At 58.4% G+C, this 19,008-nt stretch carries 20 protein-coding genes; 12 read left to right on the forward strand and 8 right to left on the reverse strand.

What is annotated here, in order from left to right:
• Positions 1-230: 230 nt before the first annotated feature.
• The 7 genes from ACFFFR_RS06985 (at position 231) to ACFFFR_RS07015 (ending at position 6,550) form a co-directional block, all read left to right on the forward strand.
• Complete coding sequence (locus tag ACFFFR_RS06985; RefSeq protein ID WP_377459065.1) at positions 231-656, forward strand: hypothetical protein; 426 nt, start codon at positions 231-233, stop codon at positions 654-656.
• A gap of 33 nt (positions 657-689) precedes the next feature.
• Complete coding sequence (locus ACFFFR_RS06990) at positions 690-851, forward strand: hypothetical protein (RefSeq protein ID WP_377459067.1); 162 nt, start codon at positions 690-692, stop codon at positions 849-851.
• A gap of 226 nt (positions 852-1,077) precedes the next feature.
• On the forward strand, positions 1,078-2,385 hold the full coding sequence (locus ACFFFR_RS06995) for an inorganic phosphate transporter (protein WP_377459378.1): 1,308 nt from the start codon (positions 1,078-1,080) through the stop codon (positions 2,383-2,385).
• Entirely contained in the window at positions 2,382-2,678 is a 297-nt protein-coding gene (locus tag ACFFFR_RS07000) for a hypothetical protein (RefSeq protein WP_377459068.1), read from the forward strand. The genes ACFFFR_RS06995 and ACFFFR_RS07000 overlap by 4 nt, the downstream gene beginning before the upstream one ends.
• 159 nt (positions 2,679-2,837) lie before the next feature.
• A complete protein-coding gene (locus ACFFFR_RS07005; protein ID WP_377459070.1) occupies positions 2,838-3,536 on the forward strand; it encodes a P-loop NTPase family protein in 699 nt (232 codons plus the stop codon).
• Positions 3,537-3,563: 27 nt separating this feature from the next.
• The gene (locus tag ACFFFR_RS07010; RefSeq protein WP_377459071.1) at positions 3,564-5,900 is read left to right on the forward strand and encodes a YhgE/Pip domain-containing protein; all 2,337 of its coding nucleotides are present in this window, start codon (positions 3,564-3,566) and stop codon (positions 5,898-5,900) included.
• Positions 5,901-5,911: 11 nt separating this feature from the next.
• A complete protein-coding gene (locus tag ACFFFR_RS07015) occupies positions 5,912-6,550 on the forward strand; it encodes a TetR/AcrR family transcriptional regulator (protein ID WP_377459073.1) in 639 nt (212 codons plus the stop codon).
• Between the two features lie 74 nt (positions 6,551-6,624).
• Here ACFFFR_RS07015 and ACFFFR_RS07020 read toward each other — a convergent pair whose 3' ends face one another.
• The 5 genes from ACFFFR_RS07020 to nadE form a co-directional block, all read right to left on the reverse strand.
• Positions 6,625-8,214 (reverse strand): sodium:solute symporter family protein, encoded by a 1,590-nt coding sequence (locus ACFFFR_RS07020; protein WP_377459075.1) that lies wholly within the window; start codon positions 8,212-8,214, stop codon positions 6,625-6,627.
• Between the two features lie 2 nt (positions 8,215-8,216).
• Complete coding sequence (locus tag ACFFFR_RS07025; protein WP_377459077.1) at positions 8,217-8,468, reverse strand: hypothetical protein; 252 nt, start codon at positions 8,466-8,468, stop codon at positions 8,217-8,219.
• Between the two features lie 178 nt (positions 8,469-8,646).
• The gene (locus ACFFFR_RS07030) at positions 8,647-9,537 is read right to left on the reverse strand and encodes a DUF8083 family protein (RefSeq protein ID WP_377459079.1); all 891 of its coding nucleotides are present in this window, start codon (positions 9,535-9,537) and stop codon (positions 8,647-8,649) included.
• Positions 9,534-10,340: an exodeoxyribonuclease III gene (locus ACFFFR_RS07035; RefSeq protein ID WP_377459080.1), complete on the reverse strand. Its 807-nt coding sequence runs from the start codon at positions 10,338-10,340 to the stop codon at positions 9,534-9,536. Before ACFFFR_RS07035 ends, ACFFFR_RS07030 begins: the two co-directional genes overlap by 4 nt.
• Positions 10,341-10,365: 25 nt before the next feature.
• A complete protein-coding gene (nadE, locus tag ACFFFR_RS07040; RefSeq protein ID WP_377459082.1) occupies positions 10,366-11,187 on the reverse strand; it encodes an NAD(+) synthase in 822 nt (273 codons plus the stop codon).
• A 63-nt stretch (positions 11,188-11,250) separates the two neighbouring features.
• Between nadE and pyrE the strand changes: the two genes are divergently transcribed.
• The 3 genes from pyrE (at position 11,251) to ACFFFR_RS07055 (ending at position 13,956) form a co-directional block, all read left to right on the forward strand.
• Complete coding sequence (pyrE, locus tag ACFFFR_RS07045) at positions 11,251-11,817, forward strand: orotate phosphoribosyltransferase (protein ID WP_377459084.1); 567 nt, start codon at positions 11,251-11,253, stop codon at positions 11,815-11,817.
• 384 nt (positions 11,818-12,201) lie between these two features.
• Positions 12,202-13,824: a sodium:solute symporter family protein gene (locus tag ACFFFR_RS07050; protein WP_377459380.1), complete on the forward strand. Its 1,623-nt coding sequence runs from the start codon at positions 12,202-12,204 to the stop codon at positions 13,822-13,824.
• Positions 13,825-13,956: a putative transporter small subunit gene (locus ACFFFR_RS07055; RefSeq protein WP_377459085.1), complete on the forward strand. Its 132-nt coding sequence runs from the start codon at positions 13,825-13,827 to the stop codon at positions 13,954-13,956.
• On the opposite strand, the gene ACFFFR_RS07060 is transcribed toward ACFFFR_RS07055, so the two are convergent.
• Positions 13,957-14,967, reverse strand: a complete 1,011-nt coding sequence (locus ACFFFR_RS07060) for a magnesium and cobalt transport protein CorA (RefSeq protein WP_377459087.1) — start codon at positions 14,965-14,967, stop codon at positions 13,957-13,959.
• Positions 14,968-15,000: 33 nt separating this feature from the next.
• On the opposite strand from ACFFFR_RS07060, the gene ACFFFR_RS07065 reads away from it, so the two are divergent.
• Positions 15,001-15,666, forward strand: a complete 666-nt coding sequence (locus ACFFFR_RS07065) for a TrmH family RNA methyltransferase (RefSeq protein ID WP_377459089.1) — start codon at positions 15,001-15,003, stop codon at positions 15,664-15,666.
• On the opposite strand, the gene ACFFFR_RS07070 is transcribed toward ACFFFR_RS07065, so the two are convergent.
• Complete coding sequence (locus ACFFFR_RS07070; protein WP_377459091.1) at positions 15,667-16,728, reverse strand: hypothetical protein; 1,062 nt, start codon at positions 16,726-16,728, stop codon at positions 15,667-15,669. It lies immediately after the preceding gene.
• A gap of 37 nt (positions 16,729-16,765) precedes the next feature.
• Positions 16,766-17,668, reverse strand: a complete 903-nt coding sequence (locus tag ACFFFR_RS07075) for a ribonuclease HI (RefSeq protein WP_377459093.1) — start codon at positions 17,666-17,668, stop codon at positions 16,766-16,768.
• Positions 17,669-17,825: 157 nt separating this feature from the next.
• Between ACFFFR_RS07075 and fbaA the strand changes: the two genes are divergently transcribed.
• Positions 17,826-18,848 (forward strand): class II fructose-bisphosphate aldolase, encoded by a 1,023-nt coding sequence (fbaA, locus tag ACFFFR_RS07080; RefSeq protein ID WP_377459094.1) that lies wholly within the window; start codon positions 17,826-17,828, stop codon positions 18,846-18,848.
• Positions 18,849-19,008: the final 160 nt, after the last annotated feature.

Genomic DNA, 19,008 nt, shown 5'->3' on the forward strand with positions numbered 1-19,008 from the left:
TTAAAGCTTCTTCCATCTGTGCTTCTTAGTGTAGGAAGTACCTCATCAAGGTGCGAGTGATGAATAGTGAACAAGGCCCTCGACGGTTGAGCATCCCCTCAGCTCCCGTCGGGGCCTTGTTTCTTTTTGAGCCCAGTTCAGGCCTCCACGTCACCTAGCGAATAGAATCGAGCTAGTACGGTTATTCGGCAGCTTTCATTCTCTGCCGCTCGCATTGTGGGAGCTAGCTCATGACGACATCTCCACCGCCATACCAGCCCGGCGGTTTCCAACCTGGGCTTTATCCGCCGAACCATCACCCGATGGGCAGACAACAACAGGTCAAGAAAATCAATGGTGTCGGGCTCGTCGCGCTGATTCTGGGTGTTGTGGTCATCCTGCTGGCCGTGGTTTCGATTGCGCCTCTCTTGGCGGTCATCGTAGCGGGCGTGGCCATCATCGTCGGGATCGTGGCAGTGGCTCTGCGGAACCGCGCCAAAGGGACTGCCATCGCCGGACCCATCTGGGCGGGCATCGGTCTAGTCCTCATGCCAATCCTTCACCCCCCATCTCTTTTCCGACATCTTCGGTGGGAAGCAGCGGCCCCATTCCTACGAGATCGTTTACAAGGTGTACTCCGAGAAAACGGGCCAAGTGTATTACCTACAGGATCGTGAGCCGAAAGAAGAGCGCTTCAAGGGCCACTGGGGATGGTCGCGACGCGGTTGCCTTATCTCAACATCCGGGTGCAAGGCGACATCTACAACTACAGCGACACTGCCGCCAGCTGCGAGATCATCGTCAATGGTGAGACTGTCATGCAGCGCATCGGTAAAGGTGGCGCGGCCTGTAGCTACTACAAAGTCAAGTAGCTGCCGCGCTGGAGACCTAATTGATCGCGGTTTATGGCAGTTGCGCTTCGGCGCGATCAAGCTCACTTCTCGCCGCACCGAAGCGGCTTGACCTGTGCGTGTACGGGTGGAAACATAAAAGTGACGCGCGCGTGAATTCTGCATTACGAGCAGGTGAAAATTCGGCAACTCGCCACAGAAGTGGAGGGCGCGTTTCTTCAACTCCCTAGCGAAATGAAAGATGCCGGTGGAACTCGCCCTCATCGTGCCGCTGGTGATCGCACTAGCACTGTTCTTCGATTTCACGAACGGTTTTCACGACACCGCAAATGCCATGGCAACCCCGATCGCAACGGGGGCGCTCAAGCCAAAAACAGCTGTGCTGTTGGCGGCAATCCTCAACCTGATCGGCGCATTCCTGTCTACCGAAGTCGCTAAGACGATTTCCGGGGGCCTGATCAACGAAGGCAACGGCGGGGTGCTGATCACTCCCGAGATGATCTTTGCTGGCCTGATCGGCGCCATCGTCTGGAATTTGCTGACCTGGCTGTACGGTCTGCCTTCTAGCTCGTCCCACGCCCTCTTCGGTGGGCTCATCGGTGCGGCCATTGTCGGCGCTGGATTCTCCGCCATCAACGGTTCTGTCTTCTTGTCTAAGGTCCTGATCCCCGCAATTGCCGCTCCGTTGACGGCGGGGCTAGTCGCTTTCGCGGCAACCAAGGTTGCCTACGCAATCACCCGCCGGCATGACGGTAAGAAGGACGGTCGCGGCCGCTTCCGCTACGCCCAGATCGCCTCGTCCTCACTCATCGCTTTGGCACACGGAACCAACGACGCGCAGAAGACGATGGGTGTCATCACCTTGACTCTGGTTGCGGCCAATATGCAGGAACCAAACACCGGCCCGCACTTCTGGGTCATCGCAAGCTGTGCCGTGGCCATCGCGCTGGGGACCTACTCCGGTGGCTGGCGTATTATCCGCACCCTCGGTGCCGGCCTGACCATGGTTCGCCCAGCGCAGGGCTTCGCGGCGGAGACCTCGACCGCGGCCACCATTCTGGCTTCCAGCCACCTCGGTTTCGCGCTCTCCACCACCCAAGTGGCATCCGGTTCCGTCATCGGTTCCGGGCTGGGTCGCCGCGGCTCTTCCGTTCGCTGGCGCACCGTCGGTCGGATTACCGCGGGCTGGCTCATGACGCTGCCTGCAGCTGGGGCAGTCGGTGCGGCCGCAGCGTTGATCGCCCATCTCGGGATGATCGGAATAGTTGTCGACACCATCGTCGCTCTGGGCGTCATGCTGTGGATCTTCTGGCGTTCACGTCGGAACCGGGTTGACGCCTCCAACGCCATTGACGTTCCGGATGTCGCTGAATCCGGGTACGCCGTACGCATCCGCAAGGGCAGCTTCAAGCGCATCAAGCGCAAAGCTGGTCTAGAAAACGTTGCAACGCCGGTGGCCCAGACGGCCAAGCGGGATGACAAGATCGCCGCGGCCCAGGCCGAAGAAGAGCGCATCCAAACCGACACCGAACCGGATAAGGGGCAGTCCAGATGAACATCGACTGGCTAGCGTTTGTCATTGTTTTTGCTGCTTCGCTCATCTCGGCAGTGTTTGTGGTCGGACTCTACTCGCTGGGATTGCGCTTTCTGGCCACCCCCGGCCCACGCGTAGCGCGGCCTGATGGCACCTTCCTGCCGGACGGGCCAGCTCGTGACGACGAAGACGATGATGTCGAACAGGTAGGCCGACCGGGCTGGGCGACAGCCGCGGCCTACGTCTGCTTCGCGCTCTCGGCAGTCATGGTTCTCGTGGGGATCTACCTAATCGTCCCAGCGCTGCACGGCTAATACATCCCTTTTCTCTCGGGCGGCACGGTCCAGCTAGTGAGCTGGTGTGCCGCCCGATTTTTGTGCCTGCAAGCAGTTGCCGCTCGCTAATAGTAAGCAAGCGCACATTCTCTTATTTGTACCCACGGGTCAGTTTAGTGTTACCGTAGGGTAATGATCTTGGCGGATAACATCTACGTGGCCGGCGCACATCAGCCGCTGTTGCCGACAACTTCCTTTCACGTGCGTCCGGGTGAGCTGATGCTTGTGCAGGCAAACACTCCGCTTTCGTCAACGACCGCCGGTTTGGTCTTGGCCGGTCGGATGAAGCCGACCCGCGGGGTCGTCACGCTGACACAGGTCCAAGAAGATGAAGACTTTCCGAACCACAGCGCCAAAGCAGTCTTGAAGTACTTGCGCCACCATTCCGCCTTGATCGACAGCCCGCAGATCACCGAACCTGAACGGTTCTTCAAGGTGGGAGACTTTGTAGCCCAAGAGCTTGCCTTGCTGCCGGCTGGGGCGGAACGCCCGAGCCGCAAGCAGTGGCTGGCTGACAACGGCTTTGCCGATCAAGGCGATGTCTGGGTCGAGCAGCTTAACCTGACTGACCGGTTGGAGCTCGTCACTAGGCTGGCCCTGGCCGATCCCACCGTGCGTGCGTTGATCTATGACGCACCCGACCGGCACGGCCACGTCGAAGAATGGTTGCCGGCGCTGGAGGATCTGCACGCCCGGGCACAGATGACCACCGTCATGCTGGTGAGCGCAATCCCATCGTCCTGGACCGGCCCACAAGCGGTGATCGGGGCTGGCGGAGAAGAAGACGACGCGGCTGAAGAGAGCATTGACGACGCGGAGCAGAACGAAGTTCTGTAGACCGCCTCTGAAAAAGGGGAAAAGCAGATGGACATTCTACGACTAGCCCGCAGCGAAGGCCATCGCATGACCGCAGGCCTGCTGCCCAAACTCACCGTGCTAGCACTCGTCATGATCCCGTTGTTCTACGGTGCGGTGTATCTCTACGCCAACTGGGATCCCTATTCCAATATGCAAGGCATCAAAGCCGGGATCGTCAATCTTGATGAAGGTGCCAGCACCGATGAGAAACAACTCGAAGTGGGCGACAAGGTCACCGAACAGCTGATCGAGGATGGAACCTTCGGTTGGGCTCGACAAGACACAGTTGAGGCCGCAACCGCGAAGGTCAACTCCGGCGAACTCTCTTTCGCGCTCGCTATCCCCGAAGATTTCTCCGCCTCACTGGCATCCCCGCAAGACTTCGCCCAAGCCAAGAAAGCCCAGCTGACCTTCATCACGAACGATGCCAATAACTACTTCCTCAGCTCTATCGTGAACCAACTGGCCCAGGAGATCCACGGCACGGTGGCTCGTGAAGCCGGAAAAGAAGTTGCCGATGCCATGCTGACCGGGTTCGGCCGCATCCACATGAACTTGGCCGATGCCTCCTCCGGAGCACAAGAGCTGGCGAAAGGAAACAAGGAACTCTATTCCGGGGCCAAGAAACTTGATAATGGAGCCAAGGAGTTAGCCAACGGCATCGACTCAGCAGATGAAGGCGCGGAAAAGCTCGCCGACGGTGCCACAGAACTCTCCACCGGAGCCAGCAAACTCTCCTCCGGTCTAGGGGAGCTGAACAAGAAAACCAAAGAGTTGCCGGCTCAAACTAAACAGCTCGCTGACGGTGCCACCAGCCTCCATCAGGGGCTGAAGACACTCACGGAAGGGGCTGAGAAGGTTGCAGCAGGGAACAAGAAGGTCAGCTCAACTTTCGACGAGGGTGTGAAAACCTTCGACAAAGACGTAGCCGTGGTCAAAAAGGCCACGAAGTCTGCCAAAGACGCATTGGACAAGCTACCTGCGGACAACTCGGAGGCGAGAACACCGAGTCTCTCGTTAGAAAAGATTCAGCTGCCGACCTCTGATGCCGCGAGCAAGACACTTGAATCTCTCGTGAAAGCCGAAGTCTTGACGGCAGAACAGGCGGCCACCATTCAGCAAGAACTCGTGAGCGCTGCAACCGGCTCAGCGAAGGAAGAACTGGAGAAGGCGGCCAATCAACAATTAGCGAAAATTTGGGACGAACGTCCGCAACTTCCCGATGGATCCACGGTGAGTGCTGCACTCGATGATGTGGACGAAAAAATTGATGCGGTCACTGGCAAGCTCCATGATGCGCAGAAAGACATCAACACCCTCGCTGCTGGCGCCTCGTCGGTTGCCACCGGTGCCGCTGAGGCCCAAGCCGGGGCTAAGAAATTGGCTGACGGGACCAGCGCCTTGGCCAAGGCGACCCCGGAACTACGCAAGGGAATCGTGGCAGCCCACGACGGCGCGAAATCTCTGGCCTCTGGCGCAAGCACTTTGGAGACCGGCGCGGACGACCTTTCTACCGGTCTCGGTAAATTGTCCACGGGCGGTCACGACCTGAAAGACGGCACCAAAGAAGCCCGGGACGGGGCGAAGAAACTGCAAGATGGTTCGGCGGAACTGTCCACCGGACTGACTGACGGGTTGCGGGAGATTCCAAATCTCAAGGACGACGAAAAAGATCGTGTCTCCACCGTGATCGCGGATCCGGTCAACGTGGACAAGTTGGAGGAGACCCGTGCCGCCTCGTACGGTGCAGGCCTGGCACCTTTCTTTGTTCCACTCGCGTTGTGGATTGGCGCGTTCATCTTGGTCCAGATCATGCGCACCATGTCATGGCGGACACTCGCGGCGAACCTGCCCGCACCAAAAGTTGCGCTGGCCAACTGGGTGCCGTTCTTTACTGTCTCCTTGGCTCAAACTGTACTGCTGTATACGACGGTCAACTTCGGGCTCGGACTGGACGCAGCTCACCCGATCGGTGGTTTCCTCCTGCTTGCTCTAGCAGCGATGGCTTTCACCGCACTCATTCACGGCTTTGTGGCGTTACTGGGTAACCCCGGCAAGTTCGTGGTGCTGATCTTGCTGGTCTTGCAGCTGGTCACCGCTGGCGGCACCATGCCGTGGCAAACGTTGCCCGCCCCACTGGTGTGGGCGCACAACGTGCTGCCCATGTCCCATGTGGTCACCGGACTGCGTGCCCTTTTCTACGGCGGTGATCTAGGACAGCTGCCACAAGTGATTGCTACGCTGATCGGCTATACGCTCTTAGGGTGGTTGCTCAGCACCGTCGCAGCAAGTAAGTATCGAAACTGGAGTGTGCGCCGACTCCAACCGGAACTGGTCGAATAAGGAAGAATCGTATGACTGAGGAACAACCCGTCACTACAGAAATCCGGCGCCGCCCCGGGGCCACGGAAAACTCCAAACAACGCATCTTCGCGGCCGCCTTAGAGCTCATGGGGCGGCAAGGAGTCAGCGCCACCACCGTTGAGGACATCGCCACGGCTGCAGGGTTGGCCAAAGGAACTGTGTTCTACAACTTCGGTTCTAAAGCCAAGATGGTCGGAGAACTACTGAAATTCGGATTCGACCTGTTGGCCGAAGGCATCGAATCTGCGGCAGCGCGGGTCAACGAGCCCGGCCAGCTACGAATCCAAGCCATGGTGGCAGCCGCGATCGATTTCTTGCGTGACTACCCCAACTATCTGCACCTGTGGATCTCCCATGCGTGGCGGCCCGGTTCTCCGTGGTTGGAAGACTCGGCCCGCATGCGCACCCAGCTCCTAGCTTTGGTGGAAGACGAGTTGCGTGAGTTGCCCGTGCACCGAGACGATATCGACCCGCCGGTGGTAGCGGCCGCTATGATCGGGACGCTGTTCTTGCTCAGTCAAGAACAAATGGTCTTTGGGGTCAAACGCGGCAAGGACGAACTCTTAGAAACGGTCATGCTCACCATCCACGGGTACTGCGCTTCGGCCGCCTCGACTAAGAAAAACTGACCGTCGCAAGTCTTCCTCTTCGCACCCTGAGGAGGACCAGCGACGGCCAGCTGGGTCATGAGTGGCTGTGATGCTTACAGCGCGTTCTCACCCGCTAACCGGGACCGGTGCACCGGTTGGGGCGCAGCTTCTGGCTCCGGCGCAGCGTCAGCCAGCGGAGCGTTCTGGACTCCCGCGGCTTGTGCAACGCCGGCTGTGGCCAATTCTTCGCAGCTGGCGGTGAATTTGGCGGTGTGCTCTTCCGGCATGGCGGGGGTCGCCAAGGAGACCGCGATCAGCACAATCGTGTTGGCAATCAAGCCCATGATTCCTGGCTCGATGTCCGTAATCTTGCTGAAGTGGAAGAACACCATGACAGCTAGACCAGCTGCGGTTCCGGCGAACGCGCCCGCCCGGTTCGCCCGTTTCCAGTACAACGTGGCGTAGGTGAGCGGGAGGAACTGAACCACGATGCCATAGGACATCAGGAACAACTCAACCAATGTTGCCGAGTTCACCAAGGAGAATATGTAAGCCACCAAGGAGATCAGCACGACCAGCCACCGGGAGAGTTTGACCGCGCTGCGATCAGGCAGGTTGGTCTTCAACGGTAGTACCAGGTCCTTGACCACGACAGAAGCGGCCGTGTGTGCGAGGTTTGCGCCCGTCGACATGGCCGCAGCGATCGCACCTGCAAGCATGATGCCCAGCACCACCGGGTGGAGGTTCGCCACGTAGACAGCCATTTGCAGCAGTACCTGGTCTGGGCGCTCCAGTTCACCGGGACCGATACCGATGATGCCGGCGAAGCCAATAAACAAGATTGGGATAACCAACAGGGCGTAGAGCGGGTAGAACACGACGGTGCGTTTGATGGACTGTGAGGAGTCCGCCGAGTACGACTTCATGAAGACGTGGGGCCACATAATGAAACCCAAGACCGAGAGCAAGATCGCCGATCCGAACTTTGTCCACGACCAGGCTGCACCAGCACCGGGCATCGACAAGAACTCAGGGTAGTTGATCTCGATCTGGGTGAACATTTCTGCGGGGCTACCGAAGAGCTGGTAGACGATGGTCAGACCCATGACCCAAGCGACGACAACCATGAGGACACCCTGCAGCAGGTTGGTCCAGCCGATTCCTTTCAACCCCGAAGCAAAAACGTAGGCCGTCACAACACCGAAGGCCAGAAGCGAACCCAGCCAGAACGGCACTTTGCCTTCTGTAGCGAACGAGAAGAGCAACCCGACACCGGTGATCTGAATGGTCAGGTAGGGCACCAGAGCCAAGACCGACATGATCGCCATCGTGACAGACATGCCCTTGGACTGGAACCGATCTGAAATCAGCCCGGCTTGGGAGATGTATCCGTACCGGCGGCCTAGCGCAGCAATGCGGGGCCCAATGAACCACCACATGATCAACGCCATGGACAGGTACGCCAAAATATATAGCGCGGGAACACCGGCGTTGTAGGCGGCGCCCGGAGCGCCTAAGAAGGTGAACGAGGAGAAGATTTCCGCACCCAGGATGAAGAACAGAACAATGATGCCGACATTACGTCCACCGGCCACATACCCCTCTAGGGTCGCGGACTCGCCCCGTGAAGCACGTAGACCAACGGCTAGAACCACAACGAGGTAGAGGATGACGATTCCGGTGACTACGATCCAACCTTCCACGACTACGCTCCCTTCCCGGCCGCTTCAGCAGCGGCCTCAGGGGTGCGCATGTCCAGTACGTAGGCGACCAAAGTGCCCGCGAAAACGAGAAGGACACACGCCACGTACCAGAAGAACATGAACGGCATTCCGAACACCATCGCCTTGACGGAGTCGGCGAATACGGGCCCGGGCCAGATCATGAGAAGTGAGCAGAGCAGATAGAACAGCGCATAGTACATACTGACTGTGCGCCGCGACATTGAATGCGACATTGCAGTTCCCAACAAGTAAAAAATGAGATGGACTAAAAGTGATGCGCATCACTTGTGGTGGTGTTTTTCAATCGTTGCAGTCGCTCGGGTATAAGTACAACAGATAATTCTGCAGGGAGTTTTCAGAAAAAACGATGACCTGAGAAGCCCCGAAAATACGGGGAAAATGTGCGACTTGTTAGTTCAGTCGTGGCAGAAACTGGGCCGGTCCCCAGCGTAAAGAAAGACGTCGGTGCGCGGCAGCCACTGCGGTCATGTCCCCCTCGGAGAGGGCCTCTAAACCGGCCTGGATGTCGTCCAAGGAATCGTCCGGGTACACGTAACGGGCTAGGTTGCCGTAGTCCAGCTCGACAACAGAATCTTGGTGGAACTGTTCGAACCATTGGCTCAGTTCCATCAGGTCTTCCAGCAGCGGCAGGTCCGGGGCGTGCAGGGCCATAATGGAACAGGCCTTTTTGACGCGCTCGCGGGCATCGAAGAGCGCCACTCGCACACGCATCCCGCGAATTTGAACCTTTCCGTCGTGCTCGTCTTGAAGCACCTCAGTCTCATCGGTGCGGTGAAATGGAACGAACCAAGCCAACGGGATATTGGCCAGTGCAAAACGGCAGTGCAGTTCGGCGGCCGCGGCTTGGTGAGCTTCTTCCGGCTCGGAACCGTAGCGATCTTGCTGGTTCAGCCGTGCCGGTTCGGGGATGAAGTCGCTGAACAGCGGTTGCAGGATTTCTTCGGCCAGCTCCTCGGCCGCTAGATAGGACAGCGGGGCGAAGGAGTTCGGGCAGAAATAGTCGGTAGCGTCGATCGCGTCCGAGGGGAAGGACACCTCGCGGACAAACTCGTCCGCGCTGGTGGGGTAGGGGTTCTCCCCGGAGACCAAGATACGGTGCAAAATCCGTTCCGCCTCGGCCTGTTCCACCTGTTCCCGGCCCAGCCGTTGCGCCTTGATATGCAGCTGCTGCTCGTCGCTGAAGGCGTGCAACGGCTGGTAGACGCGCAACCAGCTGACCGCCGGCAGCATTTGCTGCGGCGGGATCACTGCCGGAGAACCGGTGGAGGAAGAATCGGTCATGCGGACAGTTCGGCGATCACCGGGGCATGGTCGGAGGCGCCTTTACCCTTCCGCTCTTCACGATCAATTTCGGCGCTGACAACGCGCTTGGCCAGTGCGGGTGAGCCCAGAATGAAGTCAATGCGCATCCCCTCACGCTTCGGGAAACGCAGCTTCTGGTAATCCCAGTAGGTGTACACGCCTGGGCCCGGTGTGTGTGGTCGGACCACGTCAATGAAACCGGTTTTTTCGAAAGCGTAGAAAGCTGCGCGTTCCGGCTCGGAGACGTGGGTGAGGCCTTCTTGAATGAAGAAGTCGATGTCCCACACGTCGTCATCTTGAGGGGCGATGTTAAAGTCGCCCATCAACGCGATCTGTGCTTCTGGGTCTGCCTCAAGCCAGCTGCCAGCCTGCTGGTTCAGTACGTCGAGCCAGTGCAGCTTGTAGTGCATGTGCTCGTCATCGAGTGCCCGACCGTTGGGCACGTAGAGGGACCAGACACGGATGCCACCGCAAGTGGCAGAGATGGCGCGGGCTTCCTGAATCGGGTCGACCCCGCCCTTGCCGAAGACAGGCTGATCAACGAAGGTGCGTTCCACATCGGTCAACCCGACGCGGGAGGCAATGGCCACCCCGTTCCACTGGTTCAAACCAAAGTGGGCCACGTCGTAACCCATGCGTTCGAACAGCTCCCAGGGGAAGTTGTCGTCCCGACATTTGGTTTCTTGGATGGCCAAAACATCAACGTCGCTACGCTCCAACCAAGACTCAACACGGTCGGCACGGGCACGCAACGAGTTCACATTCCAAGTGGCAATTCTCATGCCAGCCAACTTATCACCCGGTCGATCAAAGCCACCATTTGTCTGCCGGCGTCACCGGAAGATGCCGCTTGTGTTGGCTGCGCAGGTAGAGCTTTTCGATCTGTTCGGCATCAGCATCACTGACGGTCTTGCCTTCCAGATAATCGTCAATTGCGTCGTAACTGACTCCTAGTTCCACCTCATCGAGCTGGCCGGGCTTCTCAGTCAATAGGTCGGCGGTGGGGGCCTTGTCGCGCAATGCCACAGATGCCCCAAGGTGGTCTGCCAATGCGCGGATCTGTCGCTTGTTCAGGCCGGCGAGCGGCATGATGTCCGCCGCACCATCCCCGAACTTGGTGTAGAAGCCGGTCACAGCTTCCGCGGCCTGGTCGGTCCCCACCACTAGCAAGCCGAGTTGTCCGGCTAGGGCGAACTGGACCACCATGCGCAACCGGGCTTTCACGTTGCCCAAGTTGTAGTCGGTGCTGGGCTCGGCGAACGCCGTCGCGAACTCGGCAGCGAATGCGTCAGTGGTTGAACCAATATTGAAGGTGTGCCGGTGATCGGGTGCAATCAAGTCCATCGCGGCGTGCGCATCAGCGGCATCGGACTGAATCTTGTGCGGGATCATGACCGCGTGGAACTGCAAGTCGTGGCCCGCCGCACGGCCGGCCTCAGCAGCCAGCTGGCAGATCCGACCTCCGACCGTTGAATCGACACCGCCGGAGATCCCTAATACGAACCCTTTCGCGTCGGCCTTGGCCGCATAGTCGACAAGAACGTCGACACGACGTTGGACTTCCACTGCCGGGTCAATGCTGGGGGTAACACCGAGGGTTGTAATGATGTCGGCTTGAAGATCGCGCATACTCCCTACCTTACAATGGTGGCTGGAGCTAAAACCCAACACCTTTATTGATGCGGAGATACGATGAGCGGCGAATTTTCCCCGGCCAAAAAGCGACTACTTGAACTGATTAAAGAACTCGCCGTGGTCCACGGCAAAGTGACGCTTTCTTCCGGCAAAGAAGCCGACTACTACATCGACTTGCGTCGCATTACCCTGCACCACGAAGCCGCCCCGCTGGTTGGGGAAGTCATGCTCGAAACCCTCGACGCGGCCGGTATCGACTTTGTCTCCTCCGGTGGCCTGACCATGGGTGCAGACCCAGTGGGTACCGCCGTGATGCATGCTGGCGCCAAGGCAGGCCGCACCATTGACGCGTTCGTCGTGCGTAAATCAGAGAAAACTCACGGCATGGGCCGGTTGGTGGAAGGACCAGATGTCTCCGGGCGCAAGGTCGTCATCATGGAAGACACCTCTACCACTGGCGGTTCGGCGCTCACCGCTGTCGACGGTGTGCGCAAAGCAGGCGGCGACATCCAAGCGGTAGCCGTGATCGTTGACCGAGACACCGGAGCCAAGGAAAAAATTGAGGCTGAAGCTGGCGTGCCTTACCTGACCATCTTCACCAAGGATGACCTCGGTTTGGAGTAACGAGATTCCACCTCTTTGAGTCGCCCCGCCGAATTTTCGGCGGGGTTTTTCTTTTGCGCAAGAGTACAGGGAAATGTTCTACAAAAGAGGGCATCTAAGGGGCTGAATTTCCACACTTGCTATGCTTAAGGAGGCTTTTCTCTTCCGCCGCACCTTTGATGAGAGCCCCGTGCCGATCACGGCGCGTGTTGTGGCTGTGCTGGCGTTGATGATTGAGGGCATGGTCCCGTGCCGGGGTCGCACCCCGCGCCTTGACCCCCGAGCCTTAGGAAAAGACAGGTCCGCGGTGGCCGTGCACCTGTTGTATTTGAGTGAACTTGGTCTGAAAGTGAGTGAGATTTGGCTGATTTAGCCCAACTTGGCACCCCGGTGTTGTTGCTCCTGATGTTGGTGTTCTATGGCGGAACACTATTCATATCTTGGCGCATCAGTAAGAAACGCGAAAACGCTGACAGCTACATGACTGCTGGAAACAAGATTGGTTTCGGTATTTCTGCGGCGTCCATGACGGCCACCTGGATCTGGGCATCCTCCATGTATGCCTCTGCTACCTCCGGCTACCAGTACGGAATCTCCGGTCCTATCCACTACGGATTGTGGGGCGCGTTGATGATTCTGTTGATCTACCCGTTCGGCCGCCGCATCCGTGAGGTTGCCCCGCGAGCCCACACCATTGCTGAAGTCATGTTCGCTCGGCACGGCCGCTCGAGCCAGTTGATGCTGGCCGGATCCAACATTTTGGGCTCGGTCATTTCCTTGACCTCGAACCTGATTGCCGGCGGCGCGCTCATTCACCTGCTTTCCCCGCTGAGCTTCCAAGCCGGTATCTTGATCATCGCCGGCGGTATTTTGCTCTACACCCTGTGGAGCGGATTCCGGGCTTCCGTCCTGACAGACTTTGCTCAGGTGATGGCCATGCTGGGCGCCGTGATCATTATCATTCCGGTGATTTTCTTTGCCGCCGGCGGGCCGTCGATGTTTGAAGCCGGTGCCGCCAACTTGACCCCACAGCAGTCCAACTTCTTCTCCTCTGAAGCGTTCCTGAACCAGGGTGCGCCGTATGTTGCGGCAGTTCTGGCATACGCGATTGGTAACCAGACCATCGCCCAGCGCCTGTTTGCGGTGCGCAAGGATCTGATCAAACCAACTTTCGTGACCGCAACTTTTGGTTACGGTGCCACCATCATCGGTATCGGTATGCTCGGCGTGATGGCTCTGTACCTAGGCATCACCCCGCTTGAAGGGGATGTCAACAACTTGATCCCGCAGATGGCCGCCACCTACTTGAGCCCGATCCTGTTGGCACTGTTCTTCATCATGATCATCGGTTCGCTGTCTTCGACCGCGGACAGTGACCTCTCTGCACTCTCTGCCATCATGATGGCGGATGTTTACGGCCAAAACGTTGCTGGTCGGAAGAAAGCCAACCCGAAAACCATGCTGCTGGTCGGCCGCGTCACCATGGTGGTAGCGATGGCTGCTGGTTTGTACTTTGCCACGGCACAATTCAATATTCTTGACTTGCTCGTCTTCGTGGGGGCACTGTGGGGCACCTTAGTGTTTCCCGTGATTGCGTCGTTCTACTGGGAGAAGGTCACCAACGCAGCTTTCACTGTTTCGGTGATCGCCGCAATGGCCATCTTCCTGCCGGTTCGTTTCGGCTGGATCGAAATGACCACCCCGATCGGCATCGCCACGGATATCTTGTCCACCATTGGTATCGGCGTTGTGTTGGGCTTGATGGCCTTTGGCTTCTTTGGCCGACGTCCAGCCATGATTACCGGCATCGTCTCCACCGTGATCGCTGCACCGTTCACCATCGGTTTCCTCCACGAATACGCAGTGCTGTCCGGTTCACTGGTCGCCTACGCCGTTTCCACTGTCGTGTGCTGGGCTATGTCCGTCCGCTCCGGCGCCACGTTCGACTTCGGCGTGATCAAGGAACGCACCGGCGATTTCGATACCCGCACCGAAGATGACCTTGTTCCGACTCAGGAAGGTAAGTAAATGACGACCTTTTTCCTCACCGTGTACGTTTTGATGTGGCCGGTCATCGTTGCCGGTGTGCTGTTCATCATCGCGCGCGCTTTTTTCAAGGAGCTGAGAGAAGCTCGCGAACGTGGCGAGCAGATCATTTAGCTACAACCAGTCGTTGCGTTTGAAGGTCAAGAACAGACCAAATCCAACGCAGAGCATCAAGAAGATCGCGAAGGGATACCCCAACGCCCAATGTAACTCAGGCATGTTGTCAAAGTTCATGCCGTAGATGGAGCCGATCAACTGGGGCGCGAAAATGATCGCAGCCCAGGAAGAGATCTTCTTCATCTGTTCGTTCTGCTTCACACCCTGTTCAGCCAACTGGGCGCTGACCAGGGTGGAAGCGAGCGAGAGGGCGTTCTCTAAGGTGGCTCGTAGCCCACGAATACGTTCCAATAATTGCAACGCGTGGTCGTTGACATCACGTAGCTGACGTTGGAGTTCAATATTGTCATCGCCTTCGTGCTCTTGACCTTCCCGCAGCTCGAACCCCAGCCGGGAGAGCAGGGTAGGGATTGGCGCGAGGGCGTTTTGGAACTGGATCACTTCACGGGACAGCTGGTAGATGCGCCGGGAGACATTGGTTTCGCCGGAGAAGAGCTGGTCTTCAATTTCGTGAACATCATTTTCGAGCCCGTCCATCACCGGGAAGTAATCATCCACCACTCGGTCGATGAGTGCATGGACGACTGCATCCGGCCCTTTAGCCAGTTCTTCCGGGTGAAGCTCGAGTTCTTGGCGGACGTTGGAAACATCAAAGTCTTCGGCGTGACGGACCGTGACCACATAGTTTTCGCCCACGAAAATGGACAGCTCCCCGAATTCGATGATCTCTTCGGCATCGAGGTAGCGGGCCGGTAGCAACACGATGAAGTGCGAATCATCGTAGCGTTCAATTTTGGCGCGCTGCTGACCGGAAAGAGCGTCCTCAACCGAGAGCTCATGGAGACGAAGTTCCTCGGCGACCTCATTGAGCTCCGCCTCGTCGGGACGATAAAGGCCAATCCACGCCATCCCACCGGATGAATCGAGCGTGTCTAGGGTCTCCTGAAGCGTCAACGGGGCGTAAGCGCGGTGGCCATCAACGTAGATAGCGTTTTCAATGATCGTCACGCTTACCATTCTTGCAGACCCTAAACTAAAGGGGTGGCAGCTATCGATGAACCAGAAGTAACACCATCCGCAACCTCCGTTGAGGATGAGGTGGGCGTCGGCCCGTGGCAGGGACCCTGGCCTGAAGGGGACCACTGGGATGAGGAGTTACTCGCCAATGGTGACCGCCGGAACGTGCTCGATCACTATCGGTACTGGAAACATGAGGCGATCGTTGCCGAACTCGACACTCGCCGACACAACTTCCACGTGGCTATCGAGAATTGGCAGCACGATCTGAACATCGGCACCGTGGTTCGAACCGCCAACGCGTTTCTAGCCAAAGAGGTCCACATCATCGGCCGGCGCAGGTGGAACCGACGCGGGGCCATGGTCACCGATCGCTACCAGCATGTTCGCCACCACCCCACGGTGGAAGAATTCGTGAACTGGGCCAAAGACAATGGCCTGACCGTCATTGGGGTAGACATCTTCCCGGATTCAGTGCCACTGGAGACGTATGACTTACCGCGGGACTGTGTGCTGGTCTTCGGCCAAGAAGGTCCGGGGCTCTCTCAAGAGGTGCACGCGGCAGCGGAAGCGACCTTGAGCATTGAACAGTTTGGCTCCACCCGCTCGATCAACGCGGCATCTGCGGCCGGGATCGCCATGCACGCCTGGATCAGACGGCACGTGTTCGGTCAGCGCCCCAGCGCGTAGTCAGCCCAGATCGGGAAGATTCCAGACACTCTGCTGCCCGTCTTGGGCGGCCTCCACGGAGCGTAGGGCTGCGGACCAGCCCCCGAAAAAGTCCCGCACCGCGGCCGGGGAAGGGTAGGACTTGCCTGCTGCCTTTTGTTCTTTGCACCAGGCGGTGAATGAGGCGAAGGATGGCTTTTGGCCGTGCCGGCCCATATCCGCCACATAGTTGGCCATAACGTCGGCGTAGTCTTCTTCGCTGAAACGTAGCAGGCCACGGCTGCGTCCCAGCTTGCTGACTTTGAAGCCTGCCGCGGCGACGGCTTCATTCCAACCACCGAAGCGATCTGCCACGGTTTGACGGGTTGGCGGCCACGCGGTTGCGCCGCGCTCGATGATCAGTGAGAGCTCCGCGACCAGCTGCTCGCGGACCAGATCATATTCAGTTCCGCCCAGCGACGAGTCGGGGTGCTCGGTAAGGTATTGTGCGGCCGCGTGGATGCGGGTCAAGACCAAGCGCTGGGTGTCGTCATTCGCGTTGGCACTCTGCAGAACATGCTGCACCTCGGCCAACTGAGAGAAAGGTAGTGCGGTGGCTGCGTCGCTGGGGGAACTCGTTAGTGAATTCTTGGTTGCGAATACCAAAAGCAGTCCCGCGATGAGCCCCTCCTTGGTGAACAGGGCCGTGCGCGGTTCAGCGAAATGTAGCCGGGAGGTGTTGATGGCTAGACGCAGTGCGGCCGCCGAGTGTGTCGGGAAGAAGGCACGCACGCGGAAAATGGTTTCTTCAACGCAGTACCCGGCTGCGCAGAGTTGTTGAATGAGTTCACCGCAGTCGTCAATGGCGGCTTGGGCCGCGGCGACATCTGCTTCGGTGAACGCGGGAGCGCTCACGACCATGGTCTCAGCTGTCTCTGGACGCAGCGACTCTAAATCACCGTGGGCTTTCACCAGCAGCGCGCGGATGCGTTCTTGCGGCAGATCAAAGTGTGAACCGATCACGGCCAAACTCTGACCGGCCGTATACATCCGGGTCATGAGGTCAAGGTGCGGGTGATCAGGGGACTGGGGAGCAGCTGCCATATTCTTACCCTAGCCGTGTCCGCCTTGCCGTGCTGGTTTAGGCCACCAATTCACGGGTGATTTCAGCGAGGAACAGCTGTTGTGTGTCAGGGTCGACGTTGCATTCCCGGTTGCGTCGAGCCAGCATGGCGAGCCGGTCCGCCAGCTCATTCATCCGGTCCCCGTTGTGGGAGCGGACCCACATGAACTTGGCACGGCAATGATGCAGCTGGGTGCGGATTTTTTGTAATTCGATCTTGGCTTCAACGGATGGGGTCGGCAGATTCTGTGCCCGACCGGTCAACAGTTTCACGGCGTGCAACGAGTCAGAACGGATCAACACTGAGGTTTGACGCAGTGGCAGCGCGTCCTGTTTCTCAATGGCATAGCGCAAGGCGAATCGGATGCTGCGAAGTTCGGCAGTCAGCACGTCAGGAGCGTAGCTTGAAGCGGTCCCAGCTACCGGTTCCAGACCGGAAGCAAATTCGGCCACCCAACCGTGGCCAACAACCTTGGAACCAAAACGCTTTGACGCGTCCGTGGAAATCACCATGTGCTGGTACAACCGTGCACACCATTGGGAGGCGAGAGCGGAGGCGCGGGAACTGGCGGCGGGGGAGGGTGCGAACTCGAAGACACGGTATCCTGCGCGGTCGAGCTCCCGGGAGAGTGAACGGTCGGTGGTCAACACCGGCAGGGTCCGCAGAATCCCGCGGGCACCCCAGCGCTGCAAGGTGGATTGAATGCGGTTGGCTAACTCGCGGTGAGCACGGGCCTGGCTTTTTTCGGTGAGATCATCGGCATACTCGGCCAAGAGCAACTGTCCGCGGTGATGTATCAGGGAGTAGTGCGTCTTGTTGCTGTGGGTGTGCACGTGGACGGCGAAACCTGAGCGTGAGTACGCTTCATCCGCGGCGCTGCGGTAACGCTGGGCTGGCGGCCGTGGAACTGGCTTGTTCATGACGACCTCCAAAACTTCGCGTACTGATTGATGTTCATACAACTTTAGTGGCAGGTTACGACAAGATAAAGAGCTCGGCCGTAGATCGGGACTCGTTCTCAGCTAGGATGGTGGTCAGTAAGAGCTATCTTTTCCCTGACATTGGCAAGGAGCCTTAATGCCTATCGCAACCCCAGATAAGTACGCCGAGATGATCGATTCCGCCAAGGCTGGCGGGTACGCTTTCCCAGCGGTGAACGTCACCTCATCCCAGACGCTGAACGCGGCTATCCGGGGTTTCGCAGAGGCAGGCTCTGACGGCATCATCCAGGTGTCCACCGGTGGCGCCCAGTACTTCTCCGGCCCGAACATCAAGGACCGTGTTGCCGGCTCCCGCGCTTTCGTCGCCTTCGCCCGTGAAGTGGCCAAGAACTACGATGTGACGATCGCACTGCACACCGACCACTGCCCGAAGGATCAGCTGGATGGCTGGGTATTGCCGCTGCTGGCTGCTTCCGAGGAAGAGGTCAAGGCCGGCCGGGACCCATTGTTCAACTCCCACATGTGGGACGGGTCCGCTGAAACATTGGAAGACAACCTCAAGATTGCTCGCGACCTGCTGCCACGCATGCACGCTGCCAAGATGATCCTTGAAGTTGAGATCGGCGTTGTTGGCGGCGAAGAAGACGGTATCGCTCACGAGATCAACGACAAGCTCTACACCACCGTCGAAGACGGCATGGCAACAGTGGAAGCACTCGGTCTTGGCGAGCACGGCCGCTACATCACCGCGCTGACTTTCGGTAACGTCCACGGTGTCTACAAGCCAGGCAACGTGAAGCTGCGCCCAGAAATTCTGAAGGAAATTCAGGACGCTGTTGGTGCTAAGTATGGCAAGGACAAGCCGTTCGACTTGGTCTTCCACGGTGGCTCCGGCTCTTCCGCACAGGAAATCGCCGACGCTGTCTCCTACGGCACCATCAAGATGAACATCGATACTGATACCCAGTACGCGTTCACCCGTCCGGTGGTTGATCACATGCTGACCAAGTACGACGAAGTGCTGAAGATCGACGGTGAAGTCGGCAACAAGAAGGCCTACGACCCACGTACCTGGGGCGCGGCCGCTGAAGCGTCCATGGCAGCACGCGTCGTGGAAGCTTGCCAGCAGCTCGGTTCCGCAGGCCGTGCACTGAAGTAAGCACGACTGATCCAGCTTCTGGAAAGCCCCGGCCAGGATCACCACGATCTGGGCCGGGGCTTTCCTCGTCCAGAACTCATTTCTGACAGTCATTCACTGCAAAGAAGTGAGCCTTGCGGATGAGGAGAAACCTAGTCCAGCAGCGTTAGCCTGAATGACA

Origin of the sequence: Micrococcoides hystricis (genome assembly GCF_042434215.1) — a bacterium.
Taxonomy (GTDB): domain Bacteria; phylum Actinomycetota; class Actinomycetes; order Actinomycetales; family Micrococcaceae; genus Micrococcoides; species Micrococcoides hystricis.

What these genes read in the sequence shown, in the direction of transcription:
- ACFFFR_RS06985 (WP_377459065.1), top strand. Translation starts at nt 231, where the DNA reads ATGACGACATCTCCACCGCCATACCAGCCCGGCGGTTTCCAACCTGGG.
- ACFFFR_RS06990 (WP_377459067.1), top strand. Translation starts at nt 690, where the DNA reads ATGGTCGCGACGCGGTTGCCTTATCTCAACATCCGGGTGCAAGGCGAC.
- ACFFFR_RS07000 (WP_377459068.1), top strand. Translation starts at nt 2,382, where the DNA reads ATGAACATCGACTGGCTAGCGTTTGTCATTGTTTTTGCTGCTTCGCTC.
- ACFFFR_RS07010 (WP_377459071.1), top strand. Translation starts at nt 3,564, where the DNA reads ATGGACATTCTACGACTAGCCCGCAGCGAAGGCCATCGCATGACCGCA.
- ACFFFR_RS07015 (WP_377459073.1), top strand. Translation starts at nt 5,912, where the DNA reads ATGACTGAGGAACAACCCGTCACTACAGAAATCCGGCGCCGCCCCGGG.
- ACFFFR_RS07025 (WP_377459077.1), bottom strand. Translation starts at nt 8,468, where the DNA reads ATGTCGCATTCAATGTCGCGGCGCACAGTCAGTATGTACTATGCGCTG.
- ACFFFR_RS07030 (WP_377459079.1), bottom strand. Translation starts at nt 9,537, where the DNA reads ATGACCGATTCTTCCTCCACCGGTTCTCCGGCAGTGATCCCGCCGCAG.
- ACFFFR_RS07035 (WP_377459080.1), bottom strand. Translation starts at nt 10,340, where the DNA reads ATGAGAATTGCCACTTGGAATGTGAACTCGTTGCGTGCCCGTGCCGAC.
- nadE (WP_377459082.1), bottom strand. Translation starts at nt 11,187, where the DNA reads ATGCGCGATCTTCAAGCCGACATCATTACAACCCTCGGTGTTACCCCC.
- pyrE (WP_377459084.1), top strand. Translation starts at nt 11,251, where the DNA reads ATGAGCGGCGAATTTTCCCCGGCCAAAAAGCGACTACTTGAACTGATT.
- ACFFFR_RS07050 (WP_377459380.1), top strand. Translation starts at nt 12,202, where the DNA reads ATGTTGGTGTTCTATGGCGGAACACTATTCATATCTTGGCGCATCAGT.
- ACFFFR_RS07055 (WP_377459085.1), top strand. Translation starts at nt 13,825, where the DNA reads ATGACGACCTTTTTCCTCACCGTGTACGTTTTGATGTGGCCGGTCATC.
- ACFFFR_RS07070 (WP_377459091.1), bottom strand. Translation starts at nt 16,728, where the DNA reads ATGGCAGCTGCTCCCCAGTCCCCTGATCACCCGCACCTTGACCTCATG.
- ACFFFR_RS07075 (WP_377459093.1), bottom strand. Translation starts at nt 17,668, where the DNA reads ATGAACAAGCCAGTTCCACGGCCGCCAGCCCAGCGTTACCGCAGCGCC.
- fbaA (WP_377459094.1), top strand. Translation starts at nt 17,826, where the DNA reads ATGCCTATCGCAACCCCAGATAAGTACGCCGAGATGATCGATTCCGCC.